At 35.5% G+C, this 15044-nt stretch carries 16 protein-coding genes; 5 read left to right on the top strand and 11 right to left on the bottom strand.

Features of this window, described 5'->3' with window-relative positions; all coding sequences use genetic code 11:
* Positions 1-2: 2 nt before the first annotated feature.
* From CDOM16189_RS01865 to CDOM16189_RS01830, 8 genes are all read right to left on the bottom strand, one after another.
* Positions 3-425: an FxsA family protein gene (locus CDOM16189_RS01865; protein WP_169973902.1), complete on the bottom strand. Its 423-nt coding sequence runs from the start codon at positions 423-425 to the stop codon at positions 3-5.
* Positions 419-2122, bottom strand: a complete 1704-nt coding sequence (locus CDOM16189_RS01860; RefSeq protein ID WP_169973900.1) for a proline--tRNA ligase — start codon at positions 2120-2122, stop codon at positions 419-421. The genes CDOM16189_RS01865 and CDOM16189_RS01860 overlap by 7 nt, the downstream gene beginning before the upstream one ends.
* Positions 2122-3414 carry a glutamyl-tRNA reductase gene (gene hemA, locus CDOM16189_RS01855; protein WP_169973898.1) on the bottom strand — a complete coding sequence of 431 codons (1293 nt, stop codon included), beginning with the start codon at positions 3412-3414 and terminating at the stop codon, positions 2122-2124. The genes CDOM16189_RS01860 and hemA overlap by 1 nt, the downstream gene beginning before the upstream one ends.
* A complete protein-coding gene (locus CDOM16189_RS01850) occupies positions 3414-4307 on the bottom strand; it encodes a polyprenyl synthetase family protein (RefSeq protein ID WP_169973896.1) in 894 nt (297 codons plus the stop codon). The genes hemA and CDOM16189_RS01850 overlap by 1 nt, the downstream gene beginning before the upstream one ends.
* A 5-nt stretch (positions 4308-4312) precedes the next feature.
* On the bottom strand, positions 4313-4738 hold the full coding sequence (locus tag CDOM16189_RS01845; protein ID WP_169973894.1) for a hypothetical protein: 426 nt from the start codon (positions 4736-4738) through the stop codon (positions 4313-4315).
* Entirely contained in the window at positions 4731-4988 is a 258-nt protein-coding gene (locus CDOM16189_RS01840) for a DUF2018 family protein (protein ID WP_169973892.1), read from the bottom strand. The genes CDOM16189_RS01845 and CDOM16189_RS01840 overlap by 8 nt, the downstream gene beginning before the upstream one ends.
* A 387-nt stretch (positions 4989-5375) precedes the next feature.
* Positions 5376-5999, bottom strand: coding sequence for an HAD family hydrolase (locus CDOM16189_RS01835; protein ID WP_169973891.1), 624 nt, complete (start codon positions 5997-5999; stop codon positions 5376-5378).
* Positions 5996-6331 carry a hypothetical protein gene (locus CDOM16189_RS01830; protein ID WP_169974049.1) on the bottom strand — a complete coding sequence of 112 codons (336 nt, stop codon included), beginning with the start codon at positions 6329-6331 and terminating at the stop codon, positions 5996-5998. Before CDOM16189_RS01830 ends, CDOM16189_RS01835 begins: the two co-directional genes overlap by 4 nt.
* Before the next feature lie 148 nt (positions 6332-6479).
* On the opposite strand from CDOM16189_RS01830, the gene CDOM16189_RS01825 reads away from it, so the two are divergent.
* Both CDOM16189_RS01825 and CDOM16189_RS01820 read left to right on the top strand, forming a co-directional pair.
* Positions 6480-7754, top strand: coding sequence for an O-acetylhomoserine aminocarboxypropyltransferase/cysteine synthase family protein (locus CDOM16189_RS01825; RefSeq protein WP_169973889.1), 1275 nt, complete (start codon positions 6480-6482; stop codon positions 7752-7754).
* A gap of 171 nt (positions 7755-7925) precedes the next feature.
* Positions 7926-8519, top strand: coding sequence for a hypothetical protein (locus tag CDOM16189_RS01820; protein WP_169973887.1), 594 nt, complete (start codon positions 7926-7928; stop codon positions 8517-8519).
* A gap of 85 nt (positions 8520-8604) precedes the next feature.
* Here CDOM16189_RS01820 and CDOM16189_RS01815 read toward each other — a convergent pair whose 3' ends face one another.
* The 3 genes from CDOM16189_RS01815 to CDOM16189_RS01805 form a co-directional block, all read right to left on the bottom strand.
* Complete coding sequence (locus CDOM16189_RS01815; protein WP_249321458.1) at positions 8605-10056, bottom strand: potassium/proton antiporter; 1452 nt, start codon at positions 10054-10056, stop codon at positions 8605-8607.
* A 91-nt stretch (positions 10057-10147) separates the two neighbouring features.
* On the bottom strand, positions 10148-10534 hold the full coding sequence (locus CDOM16189_RS01810; protein WP_169973883.1) for a heat shock protein transcriptional repressor HspR: 387 nt from the start codon (positions 10532-10534) through the stop codon (positions 10148-10150).
* A 1-nt stretch (position 10535) separates the two neighbouring features.
* Positions 10536-11420, bottom strand: a complete 885-nt coding sequence (locus tag CDOM16189_RS01805) for a DnaJ C-terminal domain-containing protein (protein WP_169973881.1) — start codon at positions 11418-11420, stop codon at positions 10536-10538.
* A gap of 175 nt (positions 11421-11595) precedes the next feature.
* Between CDOM16189_RS01805 and CDOM16189_RS01800 the strand changes: the two genes are divergently transcribed.
* The 3 genes from CDOM16189_RS01800 (at position 11596) to CDOM16189_RS01790 (ending at position 15038) form a co-directional block, all read left to right on the top strand.
* A complete protein-coding gene (locus CDOM16189_RS01800; RefSeq protein ID WP_169973879.1) occupies positions 11596-13002 on the top strand; it encodes a Do family serine endopeptidase in 1407 nt (468 codons plus the stop codon).
* A 101-nt stretch (positions 13003-13103) separates the two neighbouring features.
* Positions 13104-13781 carry a response regulator transcription factor gene (locus tag CDOM16189_RS01795; protein ID WP_169973877.1) on the top strand — a complete coding sequence of 226 codons (678 nt, stop codon included), beginning with the start codon at positions 13104-13106 and terminating at the stop codon, positions 13779-13781.
* 12 nt (positions 13782-13793) lie between these two features.
* Positions 13794-15038 carry an ArsS family sensor histidine kinase gene (locus CDOM16189_RS01790; RefSeq protein ID WP_169973875.1) on the top strand — a complete coding sequence of 415 codons (1245 nt, stop codon included), beginning with the start codon at positions 13794-13796 and terminating at the stop codon, positions 15036-15038.
* The last annotated feature ends 6 nt before the right edge of the window (positions 15039-15044 follow it).

Genomic DNA, 15044 nt, shown 5'->3' with positions numbered 1-15044 from the left:
CTTTATTTATATTTACGCTCTTCTTCGACAACTTCAACATCTATGATTTCGCCATCTTCCTCCTTATGCTCTCGTCTGTAACTATAATATTCGCCTTCACGCTCTTTTTTAAGCGGTTGGTTTTTTAAATTTGAAAACAGAGCAAAGATAATGACGACCACGCCAAGCACGTCGGTAGCAACGCCCGGGATAAATAGAAAAAATCCTCCGATAGGCATACCCAGCACTCCAAAAATATCACTTGGCTTAAGAAATACGATCCTTGAAATAAGCTGAAAAAATCCAACCTGAAACATAAAAAACATGCCCAAAACAGCCGTCGCGATAACCTCTAGAACAAGAGGTAAAAATCCATATTCGCTAATAAAAAAATAAGCGCATATAACCTCGATCGCGACATAGGGCATAAAAAGAAGTCTTAGCATAGCGCCTCTTTGACCTTGGCTAAAATTTGATCTTTATGAACCGAAGTTTTTTCTAAACTTGCACGCCTTACAAACTCAACTTCGCCTTTTTCAAGCCCCTTGCCAACGACTACTCCGTAAGGAATTCCGATAAGCTCAAATTCGCTCATCTTAACGCCAAATCTCTCATTTCTATCATCAAGCAAAGCTGAAATGCCAAAGCTTCTAAGCTCGCCGTAAAGCTCGTTTGCAAATTTTACTCCGACCTCATCTTTTAAATTTGAGATGATTATATGCACGTCAAACGGTGCGCACTCCTTTTTCCAGATGCAGCCCTTATCATCGTGACTAGCTTCGCACATCACGGCAACCAGCCTACTAACGCCTATGCCGTAGCAACCCATATAAAACGGCTTTGCTTTGCCGTTTTCATCAAGGAAGGTTGCATTCATCGCGGCTGAATACTTCTGTCCAAGCTGAAAGATGTGCCCAACTTCAATGCCTTTGCTAACGCTGAGTTTCCCGCCACAGTGCAGACATCTATCGCCCTCTTTTACGGCTAAAAGGTCTTTAAAGCGGTCACTATTAAAGTTAGTAACGCTAACTCCTACGAAGTGGTAGTCTTTCTCGTTTGCACCGCATATCATCTGAGTTTCGCCCTCAAGCTCTCTATCTATAAAAAACTCCACGCCATGAAGCCCAACCGGTCCGCAAAATCCTGCTACAAGACCGGCTTTGCTTATCTCTTCTTCACTAGCGTCCGTTATCTCAAGCGCACCGCATGCGTTGGTCGCCTTAACCTCTTGAAGCTCGTCATCGCCGCGGATGAAAAAGACCACAACCTTTTCTTCATCTTTATAAATAGCCTTTTTTATCACCGCTTTTATCGTGTAAAACTCGCTAACTCTAAAAAATTCCGCTATATCTTTGATACTCTTTGCGTTAGGAGTGTAAAATTTACTCGCATCAGCCTCTGGTCGCTCGGCGTCACAGCTACGCTTTTTTCTCTTTGCAGCTTCTATATTTGCCGCATATTTACAGCAAGAGCACACCAATATATCATCCTCTCCGTTATCTGCTAGAACCATAAATTCCTTGCTTCCGCTTCCTCCGATAGCTCCGCTATCTGCCTCAACCGCACGGAAATTTAGCCCCAAGCGAGTAAAAATTCTCGAGTAAGTCTCTTCCATGAGATCAAATTCGCGCTTTAAATCCTCTTCGTTAGCGTGGAAGCTATAAGCATCTTTCATCAAAAATTCTCGCCCTCTAAGCAGTCCAAAGCGCGGTCTGGCCTCATCTCTAAATTTAGTATTAATCTGATACAAATTTAGCGGCAGCTGCTTGTAGCTAGTAATTTTGCCACGCACAAGAGCCACTACAGCCTCTTCGTTGGTAGGACTTATTACAAAATCATTGTCTTTACGATCTTTAAATCTCAAAAGCTCCTTACCAAACACATCAAATCGTCCGCTCTCTTTCCATAGTTCACCAGCAGTAACAACACTCATCGTTACCTCTTGAGCTCCGGCGTTATCCATCTCATCTTTTACTACGTTTCTTATCTTATCAAGCACGATTTTACCAAGTGGCAAAAAGTTATAAAGCCCACTTCCGGTTTGCTCTATAAATCCCGCTCTTAACAAAAATTTATGACTCGGCAAGCTAGCATCCTTTGGAGCCTCTTTCAAAGTCGGTACATAAAGTCTAGAAAATCTCACTACTCACTCTCCCATTCAAATTCGCCATCCTCAATATGTGTGTGGTTCTTTATATCAAAGACATTTTTTGTAAATTTTATTATATTTTCAGAGTTGCTATCATCAGCCAAAGATTTTAATTTCATAGTTGGCGCATGTAAAAATGCCTTAAAAACTTGATGAATCAGCTTATATGCTTCATCATGATCGCTATGCTTTAAATACCCCTTTTTGATAGCCTTTTCAAGCTCTTTTTGAGCGCACTCCTTAGCCTGCTCTCTAATTCCCTTTATCACAGGAGTTATAGCAAGCTCTCTAAGGTGTCTAAAGAAGTGTGTCGTATTTCTTCCTACGATAGTATAAGCTATCTGCGCCTGTTCCTCTCTGAGAGCTAAATTTCTACTCACGATCTCCTTTAGATCATCGACTGCATAAATTTTAATATTTTCACTAGGAGTTACAGCTATATCTCTAGGTACGGCGATATCAAAAAAATATCTATCAAACTCTCTTTTTTCTATCATCGAATCAAGTATTACAGGATATGGCGAAGCCGTAGCTGAGAATATAAGCTGATATTTATTGATATAATCTTTTAAATTTTCAATAGAATCATATTCGTTATTATCACCTAAAGACATGGCTAAAGCCTTTGCCTTATCGATATTTCTGCCGATCACTATTACTCTGGCACCGCTACTTATGATATGCTTTGCGGCAAGCTCAGCCATCTCTCCAGCACCTACTATTACAGCAACCATTCCATTGATATTTCCGTCAAACATCTCTTTTGCTTTTTGAGCCGCCACGCTTGAAACAGATACTGGATTTTTAGAAATTTCAGTCTTATTTCTAACCTCTGCAGCACACTTAAAAGCGGCTTCTATGGCTCTACCAAGCTTCATTCCGCAATTTCCGTTTGCGTAAGCGAATCTAAAAGCCTCTTTTAATTGTCCTGCTATCTGAGTCTCGCCTATAACTAAGCTATCAAGAGAGCTTGCTACGGCGAATAAATGGTGAATAGCCCCGTTATCTTCATATATATCGGCTCTAGTGTAAAGCTCCTCATAATCTATACCGCAAAGCAGAGATATACAGGATATTATATGCTTACTAGCTCCCTCTATCTCCTTTACGCTAGCGATAATTTCGACTCTATTGCAGGTATTTAAAACCATACATTCATTAATATTTTGGCTTGAATTTAAGAGCCTTAAAATTTCTGTCTTTCTCTCTATATTAGAAAACGAAAGCCTCTCTCTAACTGAAATATCAGTATTTTTATGTGTAAAACTTACGCTTGTATAATGCATTAAAATTCCCTATCGATCATACTATTAACTATATGATCAAGCTCGCTTATATTGTATTGAGCTATGCTTTCTAAAGCCTTTTTACCAAGCTCTTTGGCCTCTTTTATCGAGCGTTCTATAGAGCTGGTTCTAGACATTTTAGATTTCACCCAATCAATTTGAGCACTGTTTAGCTCCGCTTTAAAAAGATTCATAAGCCTTCCTCTATCCTCATCACCTAAATTTTCATAAAGATAGATATATGGAAGAGTTACTTTGCCCTCTTTTAAATCACTTAGATTAGGCTTACCCAAAGTTTGGGCATCTTGAGTAATATCTAAAATATCATCGACTAGCTGAAAAGCTAATCCCAAATTTTTACCATAATTTCTAAATTTTTCCTCATCAAGCCCAGTCAAATTTGCACCTACCGCAGCAGTAGCCTCTATAAGCACTGCGGTTTTATAGTAAATCATGGTGCGATAAGCCTCTTTATCGGTATTAAAATCTCTAGATAGCTCCACATCCATCATCTCGCCTATACTTAGTTTGCAGACTGCATCTGAGATATTTTGAGCTATTTTTGGGTCAAATTTGGATAGTTCGTAAAAACCTTTAGAATATAGTATATCGCCTAGCATTATGGCTCTTTTTGTACCAAAAGTAGCATTTATACTAGGCTTGCCTCGCCTTGTATCAGAATTGTCTATCACATCATCATGAAGCAAGCTTGCAAGGTGTATAAGCTCTATTATAGCGCACAACCTCAGGCTCTCCTCACTCTCTCCGACAATTTTTAAAAGCAACTTTGATCTAAGCTTTTTACCTGAGCTAACATTCCTAAAAATTTCACTAGCTCGGTCGTATCCAAGCTCATCTATAAATTGATACATTATTTCATCAATTTTATCCATACTAACTACCTCTTTACAGGATCTAAAAATTCTACGTCAAGACGTTTTTGATCATCTTTTATATAAACTTTAAAAAAACCTTTGCCATCTTTAAAATTTTCAAATTCAAGATATAGCCATGCAATATCCATCGGAGGCTGTCTAAAATCTGGTATTAAGCTCTGTTTATACAGACTCAAACCACGCCTAAGAGACATAACAAGCTGTCTTGGATAGTTTCTGTATCTAGTATGAACGATGATATTTGTGTTATCAAACAGCGTCCATCTAAAGTCAAAGCTATCGCGATCGCTAGTGCCTTTTTCCGTCACAAAAACTCTCGCCCACTCATCCTTTTTAAGCTCAAACAAATGTTGTTCGCTAAAGCCTAAATCAACGGCATTTGCAAAGGCTAAAAAAAACATAAAAAAAACAGAGAGTATTTTACTCATTTTGACTTAAAATATCCCCACTAAGTCCGATGTAAATATCATTTAAGCCTTCATGAATTTCAGTTTGATTTTGCGCTATGAATGCGTTTTGCTGAATTTCATCAAATCCGTTACGCTCGCAATATATGCTCATAGCCACAAATCTTTCAAGTAGTTTTTCAGTCTCGTTCTCTACTAAATTTCTGTTTGCGTTAAATAAAATATCAAAAAATTTATCTCTTGGATTTTGAGCAAAGATATCATAATCCATAAATTTCCTTTAAATAAATTTTAAATTTATTATAGCCAAACAAACTTTCATTTTGATTATAAAACAGGCTTTTGATTTATGAGTATATTAAAATAAAATAATATTAAATAATATTAATGTCTAAAAATAAGCTGTAAAATTTAAAACTAAATTTTGATATTTTTTACAAGGTGCCAGAGTAAATTTTAAATCCAGATAAGCATTTTTAAGTACAGTGCCAAAGTAAAATTTGAAATTAAAAAAGGATTTTTAGCCAAGAAATTTAGATTTAAATTTTTTAAATTTTAAAGATACAAATATTTAAATTCAGCTTAATTTTACTATATTTTAAGCTGAATTTATATGTAAAATAATTTGTATTTTTATATGTATTATTTTATGTAGTTATTACAAAGATTCGATATATTGCCAAGCTTTTTCTATATCGTATATATTGACTGCGCTCTTACTTTCGCTACCAAATCCCCAGCATACATTTATATACTCTACTTTGGCACCATTGGCTGCAAGCTCATCTTTATGACTATCTCCGACAAACAAAACCTTATCAAATCCAGCCATCTCTTTAACTAAATTTATCATAGTCGGATCAGGCTTTTGCGGTACATCTTTACTGGCTCCAATGATATGATTAAAATATTTATAAATATTATTTTTTACTAAAATATCGTTTAGGGTTTCTTGCGGTGCATTACTGGCAAGTGCTACAAAATAGTTTGCCTCCACGCACTTTTTAAGCAGCTCTTCTACGCCCTCATAAGCCCTTGCGTATCTGTCGTAATTTATCTTAAATTTAGTCTCAAAACCATCTCTTAGCTTTGAATTTATGACGTTTAGTCCGTAAAATTCTTTGCCGAGATCTCGCCCAATTTCATTTATCGCTTTAACTATAAAATCCTCAGCCAAATCGCTATCAAACCCAAGCTCTCTGCGAACCTCATTAACCGTCACGCAAATCGCTTTTGAGCTATCTATGAGAGTGCCGTCCATATCAAAAATTATCGTTTTCAATCTTCATCCTTGTATCTATTTTTATGCTTATCTTTTTTATATGTTTTAGAGTTTTTTAGCTTCTCAAGCGAATTTGCAGCGTCTAAAAGCTCGTTTCTGTCATTATTTGCTATGATTAAATTTACAAATTTTTCAAGCGCTTTTGAATATGCCGAGTCAAGATATACAGGCTCGATTTTAGCTAAAATTTCAGCATTATTAGCCACTCTTACTCTAAACTGCTCCTCGTCATAATCCTCTCTTTTAAGCCCATTTATGGCTGATTTTGCAAATTTTTCAAGCCCGCGCAGATATTTTACACGCTTAAATTTATCATATCCTACAGTGTTCATCTTACTCTCCAAATCAAAGTGCAATTATACCCTACTTTTATCTTGCAAATTTCAAGCTAAAATTTAGCGTTTAAAGCCGCCGCATTAATAAAATGTAACCTTTTTATCTGTATAATACCGAAATTTAAATCTATCATAAAGGCAAACAATGAAACAAGAAACCATTGCCACGCACTTTGGCTACGACACCAAAATCGGCACAGGCTCGATGGCGGTACCTCTTTACCAAACTACGGCTTATGATTTTGGCACTGCCGAGACTGCGGCAAATCGTTTTGCACTAGCCGAACTTGGACCGATTTACACAAGACTAAACAACCCTACGACAGATATTTTTGAAGCTAGACTTGCAGCTCTTGAAAACGGCGCGGCTGCTATAGCTACGGCAAGCGGACAGGCTGCTATATTTTACGCGGTTGCAAACATCGCAGCAGCAGGCGAAAACATCATCGTAGCTAAGAAAATTTACGGCGGCTCAAACACTTTGTTTCACCACACGCTAAAAAGATTTGGCATAGAAGCAAGAGCCTTTGATAGCGACAGCGCGGACGATCTTGAAAAGTTGATAGATGGCAAAACTAGGGCGATATTTTTTGAAACGCTCTCAAATCCGCAAATCGCCATCCCAAATATCGAAAAAATAGTCGCTATCGCAAATAAACACGGCATCATAACCATAGCCGATAACACCGTGCCTACACCGATCCTACTTCGCCCTATAGAACAAGGCGTGGATGTCGTAGTGCATAGCGCAAGCAAATACATGAGCGGTCAAGGGCTAAGCATAGCAGGTGCCGTGATAGCCAGCAAAGAGCTAAACTCAAAGATAGTTTCAAGCGCCAGATACGCGCACTTTAACGGACCTGACGAGAGCTATCACGGACTCATATATGCAGAACTTGCCGAGAGTTTTGACATCTATACGCTTAGGATGAGGCTTTCGCTTATACGCGATATAGGCGCTACGATTTCACCATTTAACTCTTGGCAGCTCATACAAGGGCTTGAGACGCTTGCTCTTCGTATGAAAAAACACTCTGATAATACATTAAAAATCGCTGAGTTTTTAAATTCTCACGAAGCGGTTAAGAGTGTCACATATCCAGGGCTCAAAAACGACGTAGGATATGAAAGAGCTCAAAAATATTTTGACGGCGGCATGGCAAGCGGACTACTTTGCTTTGAGGTTGATAGCTTTGAGCGAGCTAAAACAGTGCTTGATAGGGTTAAAATTTTTAGCATTGTTGTTAATATCGGTGATTCTAAATCTATCATCACTCACCCCGCATCAACTACGCACCAGCAAATTCCGCCTAGCGAACTAGCTAAGATCGGAGTGCCTGCAGGACTTATCCGCCTAAGCATAGGCATAGAAGACGCTGATGATCTAATCGAAGATCTAAAACAAGCTTTAGAAGCTTAATCTTAAAAATTTACGAGAGAGTTTATGCTCTCTCACTTTTAGCTAATCTTTCATTTTAATCTTAAAAACAAGCTATAATTACAAATATAAATTTTATAATCTTAAAACTATTTGTTAGTTTTTATAAAATAATGTCCAACAATATACATCACTAAAAATGGAAGAGCGTAAATGCTAGCTATTATTTTAATACTTATAATTTCTTTTGCTTGGGCTGTAGTGATAAATCAAATTTATTTGTCAAATTTAAATAAAATACTAAAATTTGTATCAATACTAACATGTGTAATTATTTCAACAACATTGCTAATATTTCCAATATTTATTATGCCAATATTTTTATCAATATTTCATAGAAAAAATATCAAATTTAATAAGGAAATTATATTATGGGTAGTTCTGTTTCTTGCTGTTATAAATTTTGACGATGCTAGATTTTTTATAACATACCAATACAAATGTAATATTCAAAAAGATTATGGGGTTGTTGTTTTGGATAACGATTATACTAAAGATGATGTAGAAAAATTTCGTATTTTATCAAGCAATGAGAAATTTTCGAACAAAATTTCAAAGCATCATAAATATAATATTTTAGACAATAAAGATAATTTAGTTGCAAAAGCCTATGAAATTTATATTCCTTATGGAATGGTATTTAATGAAATACATAAAGCTACTATAGGGAAAAATGGTGGCAAAAGTTGTGGTTTTGTTGGAGAGAAAGGTGATATTGAAATAAAACAATTTTTAAAAAACAAATGATGTAAAATTTGCTCCAATAAAATTTAACTTTAGACAATAATATTCCATTGAGAAATTTAACCAGAATTGAAATGTATCTAAAATTCTAATTCTGCGGAACAAAATAAGTTTTTAAAATTTCGTTGTATTTGTTTTCATCTTCGCATTGAATGAGCAATAAATCACCCTCTTCAAATACCGATGAGCCTGTAGGCTTGATGTATTCGCCCTTGCGTTTTATAAGCAGGATAAGAAAATCACTTGGCAACTCAAGTTCCGCTAGGTTTTTCTCGATGATTTCCGAGCCAAAATGTATAGTGTATTGTCTTAATGTATGATAAAAAATTGGTAAGTTCGATGCCTCAGCTTCTTCAACCTCATCATCGTCTTTAACTCCACATTTTACCGCTGAAAATTCAAGAGTAGCACCTTGAACAGCCAAAGATATCAGGACCACGAAAAAGATAGTATTAAATATTAAATTTGAATTTGGCAAATTACTTCCATAAGGATATGTAGCAAGCACTATGGGTACAACTCCTCTAAGACCAACCCATGAGATGAAAATTTTCTCTTTGATATTATATTTTGAAAACAGAAGGGATATAAATACGCCCACAGGTCTAGCAACAAACATCAACCATAAAGCTATTATAAAACCCATAAATGCTACAGACGGAAGCTCTGAGGGAAATACAAGTAAACCTAGCGTCAAAAACACAACAATCTGCATAGTCCAAGCAATACCATCGTGAAATCCGACAAGACTCTTTTTATGAGCGAATTCCTTTTTATTTATAAAAATTCCAGCTATATACACAGCCAAAAATCCGTTTCCACCAACCTTTGTAACAATAGTGTAAATAAGCAAAGCCCAAGCTATCGAAAATACCGAATAAAGTCCAGAATACTCGAGTCTTAATCTATTAAATATAGATGGCAATAAAAATCCAAATATATAGCCTAATATGCCACCTATTAAAAACTGCTCCGCAAGTATAAGTGCTATATTTGCAGGTGTCGGAGTGGTGGATAAAGATATCATTTGAATCATAGTCATAGTAAGAAAGATCGCCATAGGGTCGTTTGAGCCTGACTCTAGCTCAAGAAGCGGTCCTAGATTGTTTTTAAGCGAAATTCCTTTGGCTCTTAAGATGGCAAATACCGCCGCTGCATCAGTAGATGAGATAATAGAACCTAATAAAAATGCTTCCATCCAGCTAAAATTTAAAAGATATCTTGCCAAAACGGCAACAGTGCCTGCAGTTAGTATGACTCCGATAGTCGCTAAAACTATACCACTTACCATTATAGGTCTAACTGATTTAAAATTTGTATCAAGACCACCGGCATACAATATGAATATAAGAGCTATGGTGCCAATCTCTTGAGCCACTCTATGATTTGTGAAGTCAATTCCTAAAAGTCCGTCAGATCCGGCCAGCATACCGACAGCTAAAAAGACAATAAGAGATGGAATACCAAATTTATCAGAAACCTTACTAAAAACAATGCTTGCTATCAATAAAATAGCAAAAAAAAGTAAAAAATTTTCCAAATTCCACCTCATACATAAGCCGATAATTAAAGCTAAATTTTAATTATCTGTATTTGAAATTATATCAAAAGCAACCTTATTTTAATAAATATTAGCCCTTATCTTTATGTTCATAAAAAATAAGATCAAAACTATTCTTGCGTTTAACAAGGGCTTTTTTAGATGGAATAGTGCCTGTATTGTTAAGCCTATCCACTTCACTTCTTAACTCATCTATAGTTTGCTCAAACTGATCAAGTTGCTCTTTTAGCTGCAATATCACATCAACTCCAGCCAAATTTACACCCAAATCACGAGTCAGACGAAGTATCATCTTGATACGATCCAGATCTTTCTCAGAATATAGCCTCATACGACCATCGGTTCTTGACGGCTCAACAAGACCTTCTCGCTCATATTGACGCAAGGTTTGAGGGTGTATGCTAAGCACTTTAGCAACGACACTTATAAGATAAACAGGCTCATCATATCCACGCATTTTATCTCTCCGGAAGTTTTTCTTTCATAATTTTTATCAAATCATCATCAAGCGAATTTGTATCCGGCAATGCAACTTTGATCTTAAGATACAAATCTCCATAAAGTCCACTTTTTCTATTTTTTACACCATAGCCTTTAATTCTTATCTTTTGTCCTGATTTTGAATTCTCGGCAATCTTTATGGTAACATCTTTTTGCAAGGTAGATATAGTTACCTTTCCACCAAAAAGCATTGTTCTAAGCGGAATTTCAGCCTCCTTATACAAATCATCGCCATCTCTTTCATACTCACTGCTCGGTTCTATATTTACAGTCAGTATCAAATCGCCCGCCTCGCCACTTCTAGCGCTCTTACCTTTGCCTTTTATACGAAGCTTCTCCTCATTGTTTATACCGTTTGGAATTTTTATCTTTAGACTATCTCCATTAAAATTTATCCTATGCTCACCACCCAAAATAGCAACCTCAAAAGGTATATTTACTCTGGCTCTAATGTCTAGATCTTGCGAAAATCCACTAAAGCCATCATCAAATCCTGAGCTTGAAAATCCACTAAAGCCGCTTCTAGAAAATCCTCCAAAGCCTCCGCCGAAAATATTTTTTAATATCTCGTCAAGATCGCCCATATTGGCTGAACTGCTTGCAAAGTCATGGAAATTTTGTCCTCCAAACATAGTATCGCCGTATTGATCATATTGAGCCTTTTTCTTCTCATCGCTTAAAATTTCATAAGCTGCATTTATCTCTTTAAATTTATCTTCTGCACCAGGCTCTTTATTTATATCCGGATGATATTTTCTTGCCAATCTGCGGTATGCTTTTTTTATCTCGTCGCTAGTTGCGCCTTTTGAAATGCCCAAAGTATCATAAAGACTATTACTCATTTCATATCCTTAAAGCAATTTTTTTTATAATTATTGTAGCATAAAACTTTAGTCTATGTCAATCAAGTATACTAATTTTATATATTTACAATAGGCTAAAAAACATTAACTTTGCGTTAAGTGGGATACTTTATAATCCTTTTTTAAAATACTAATTATAAAAGGATTAATAATAATGAAAAAAATAGTTGTGATATCGCTTGTTGCAGCTTGTTCTATATTTGCAGCAACAATAAATTTTAATGAAGCCAAAGATAAATTTACAAGATTAAATCCGGAGAACTCTGATGGAGTTATACTCTCTTATAATAGCTCTATTTCTGAAGCTAAAAAATCAGTAGTAAATATATCCACTACAAAAACTACTACTGCAGGCAGTGGATTCGACCAGATGTTTAACGATCCTTTTTTTAGAGACTTTTTTGGATTTAACTTTAAAATCCCCCAAGATAAGCAAAAGAGTGCATCTTTAGGCTCAGGAGTAATAATATCAAGCGATGGGTATATAGTAACAAACAACCACGTAATAGAAGATAGCGATGAAATTTTAGTAACTTTACTGGAGAGTGAAAAAGAGTATAAGGCGAAGATTATAGGCACAGATCCAAAGACTGATCTTGCGATAATCAAAATAGAAGCAACGGATTTAAAGGCAATCAAGATCGCGGACTCATCTAAGATAATGGAAGGTGATATTGTATTTGCCATAGGAAATCCGTTTGGAGTAGGCGGAAGTATAACACAAGGCATAATCTCAGGTCTAAATAAAGATAATATCGGATTAAATCAATATGAAAATTTTATCCAAACCGATGCCTCTATCAATCCTGGAAACTCAGGTGGCGCGCTTGTAGATAGCAGAGGTGCTCTTGTAGGTATAAATTCAGCTATTCTATCAAGAAGCGGTGGTAATAACGGAATAGGCTTTGCGATCCCTTCAAATATGACTAAAGAGATAGCCAAAAAGCTTATCGAGGATGGCAAGATCGAACGTGGATATATAGGCGTTATGATATCAAATTTAACAACGGAACAAAAAGAAATTTATAAAAACAAAGAAGGAGCGCTAATAAGCAGTGTAGAAAAGGGGCTTCCTGCCGATACAGCAGGACTTAAAAGAGGGGACCTTATAATACAAATAGACGATAAGCAGATAAAAAACGCAAACGATCTTAAAAATACGATAGGCTCTCTTACTCCTAATAAAGAGATCACTCTAGTATATGAGCGTTCAGGTAAAATAGAAACGACAAAAATAAAACTAGCCAATATGCAACAACCCAATACAGGAATGAGAGATAACTCCTCTATAAGCGGACTGAGCGTAGCTCCCATAAACGATGAAATAAGATATAGATATAAAATTCCTCAAGATATAGTAGGCGTACTAGTAACAGATGTCAAGACAAACTCAAACGCCGATAAATTTGGCTTCCAAAAAGGCGATATCATAATACAAATCGGTGAAGAAAATATAATAAATCTCAATGATTTTAACAAGGCTCTTTTAAATTCTAAGAACAAAAAAACTCTTGTATGGGTAAATAGAGGCGGAGTTATTCAAGGACTTGTTATTAAATAAATTTAAGGGCGTAAGATTACGCCCAACTTTTTTCTTTATATAGTTTTATAAATTTTCTGTTATAATCGATATCAACTTAAAATAAATTTTGGAAATATGGCATGATAAACATTTTGATGATAGAAGATGATTTTGAACTGGCTGAAATTTTAAGTGAGTACCTTGAAAACTATGATTTTAGGGTTACCATCGCGGAAGAACCTTATATAGGTCTTTCTACTTTAAATACTGGCAAATTTGATCTTGTAATACTTGATCTGACTCTGCCTGGTATTGATGGGCTTGAAGTATGCAAAGAGATAAGAAAAAGACATAACATTCCTATCATAATCTCAAGCGCAAGACATGACATTACCGATAAAGTTAATGCTCTTGACAATGGAGCGGACGATTATCTACCCAAACCTTACGATCCTCAAGAACTACTGGCGCGTATTAAAAGTCATTTAAGACGCCAAAATGTAACTATAGCGGAAGAAAAAAAGCAGAAAAACAAGGATCTGGTTTTAAATGAATTTGAGCATATTATCACCCTCAAAAACGAGCCTTTAAACTTAACCGCTGCAGAATTTGACATCTTAAAATACTTGATCAAAAAAGAAGGTGGGGCTATCACGAGAGAAGAGCTTATATATAATTGCAAAAGTATTAATGAAGACTCATCAAATAAAAGCATAGATGTAATAATAGGCAGAATCAGAGCCAAACTTGGTGAAAATCCAAAAGAGCCTACATATATACATGCGATTAGAGGTATAGGCTATAAGCTTATTCAATAAATTTACCCCAAAATGAAACGTTCATCAGTTTTTTATACTATTACTTTTATATTTATACTTGCGTCTACAAGCATATTTCTGGCCTTTTTATGGCTAATGGAGTATGATAAGCAAAACTACACAAGAGAGTTGAATGCAAAATACTCTACAATAGCCAGAAATACGCTATTTTATATGAGTGGAATTATAAACGACAAAGAGTATGAACGCCAAATCGAAGGCATCAGAATGCCTGAGATTATAGATCAAGAAGAAAAAGAAAAAATTTTAAAAGATGCTACGATTTTAGAGGAAATTTCAGCAGATATTGGTTCGAGTGCTATTATGCTATATGAAAAACATCACTATTTAAAAATTAAACATATAGATAGAACCCTACTTTTAAAAGACAACGAATACCAACCCTATAGATATGATATTATCAAAATTATTTTTTCCATAGTTGCACTTATCTTACTTGCAGCTTACATCTTTGTTATTAGAAAGTTAAAGCCACTAAGAAAACTAAAAAGACAGATAGATATATTTGCCAGAGGAGATATTGACAAGATTAAAGATGTAAGTAGCGGTAATGATGAAATTTCAGAAGTTTCAGAGGCTTTTTATAATGCGGTTTGTCAAATTAGGCACCTCAATAACTCAAGAAAATTATTCTTAAGAAATATTATGCACGAGCTTAAAACTCCTATCACAAAAGGAAGAATAACCGCTGAAATGATACAAAAAGATAAAAATCAAGAAAGACTCGTGTCGGTATTTGTAAAGCTTGAAAGTCTTATAAACGAATTTGCCGCTGTCGAACAAGTAACATCAAGCACCGCTCTAAGCAACACCAAAATTTGCCTGATAGACGATGTGATAGATGAAGCTCTTGATATAGCGATGGTGGAAAAAGATAGTGTAGTCATAGAGAAAATAGAAAATATTAGCATAAATATTGATTTTAAACTCTTTGCGATAGCTATTAAAAACATGATAGATAATGGACTAAAATACTCCAGCGATAGACATGTAAAAATAGCCATAGGCGATAAAGATATCAAGTTCATAAGCAGAGGCGAAAAACTATCAAAAGATCTAAAGCACTATATAGAGCCGTTTACTAAAGGTGAAGATGCCAAAAAAAGCTTTGGCTTGGGGCTTTATATAGTAGATAATATACTTGAGGCACATAAGCTAAATTTGACATATAGGCATGAAAATGGATTTAATATATTTAGCTTTGAAAATTTAGAGAGTGTAGTAGTTAAAAAATAAAAAACT

This window comes from Campylobacter sp. RM16189 (assembly GCF_012978815.1).
GTDB lineage: Bacteria > Campylobacterota > Campylobacteria > Campylobacterales > Campylobacteraceae > Campylobacter_A.
Note: the sequence above shows the minus strand (reverse complement) of the source record. Positions and strands in the feature narration are given on the sequence as shown.

Excerpts from the sequence above, each read along its gene's own strand:
- CDOM16189_RS01805 (WP_169973881.1), bottom strand. The coding sequence starts at position 11,420 with ATGAGTAATAGTCTTTATGATACTTTGGGCATTTCAAAAGGCGCAACT.
- CDOM16189_RS01865 (WP_169973902.1), bottom strand. The coding sequence starts at position 425 with ATGCTAAGACTTCTTTTTATGCCCTATGTCGCGATCGAGGTTATATGC.
- CDOM16189_RS01790 (WP_169973875.1), top strand. The coding sequence starts at position 13,794 with ATGAAACGTTCATCAGTTTTTTATACTATTACTTTTATATTTATACTT.
- CDOM16189_RS01810 (WP_169973883.1), bottom strand. The coding sequence starts at position 10,534 with ATGCGTGGATATGATGAGCCTGTTTATCTTATAAGTGTCGTTGCTAAA.
- CDOM16189_RS01850 (WP_169973896.1), bottom strand. The coding sequence starts at position 4,307 with ATGGATAAAATTGATGAAATAATGTATCAATTTATAGATGAGCTTGGA.
- CDOM16189_RS01845 (WP_169973894.1), bottom strand. The coding sequence starts at position 4,738 with ATGAGTAAAATACTCTCTGTTTTTTTTATGTTTTTTTTAGCCTTTGCA.
- CDOM16189_RS01830 (WP_169974049.1), bottom strand. The coding sequence starts at position 6,331 with ATGAACACTGTAGGATATGATAAATTTAAGCGTGTAAAATATCTGCGC.
- CDOM16189_RS01840 (WP_169973892.1), bottom strand. The coding sequence starts at position 4,988 with ATGGATTATGATATCTTTGCTCAAAATCCAAGAGATAAATTTTTTGAT.
- CDOM16189_RS01820 (WP_169973887.1), top strand. The coding sequence starts at position 7,926 with ATGCTAGCTATTATTTTAATACTTATAATTTCTTTTGCTTGGGCTGTA.
- CDOM16189_RS01795 (WP_169973877.1), top strand. The coding sequence starts at position 13,104 with ATGATAAACATTTTGATGATAGAAGATGATTTTGAACTGGCTGAAATT.
- hemA (WP_169973898.1), bottom strand. The coding sequence starts at position 3,414 with ATGCATTATACAAGCGTAAGTTTTACACATAAAAATACTGATATTTCA.
- CDOM16189_RS01800 (WP_169973879.1), top strand. The coding sequence starts at position 11,596 with ATGAAAAAAATAGTTGTGATATCGCTTGTTGCAGCTTGTTCTATATTT.
- CDOM16189_RS01825 (WP_169973889.1), top strand. The coding sequence starts at position 6,480 with ATGAAACAAGAAACCATTGCCACGCACTTTGGCTACGACACCAAAATC.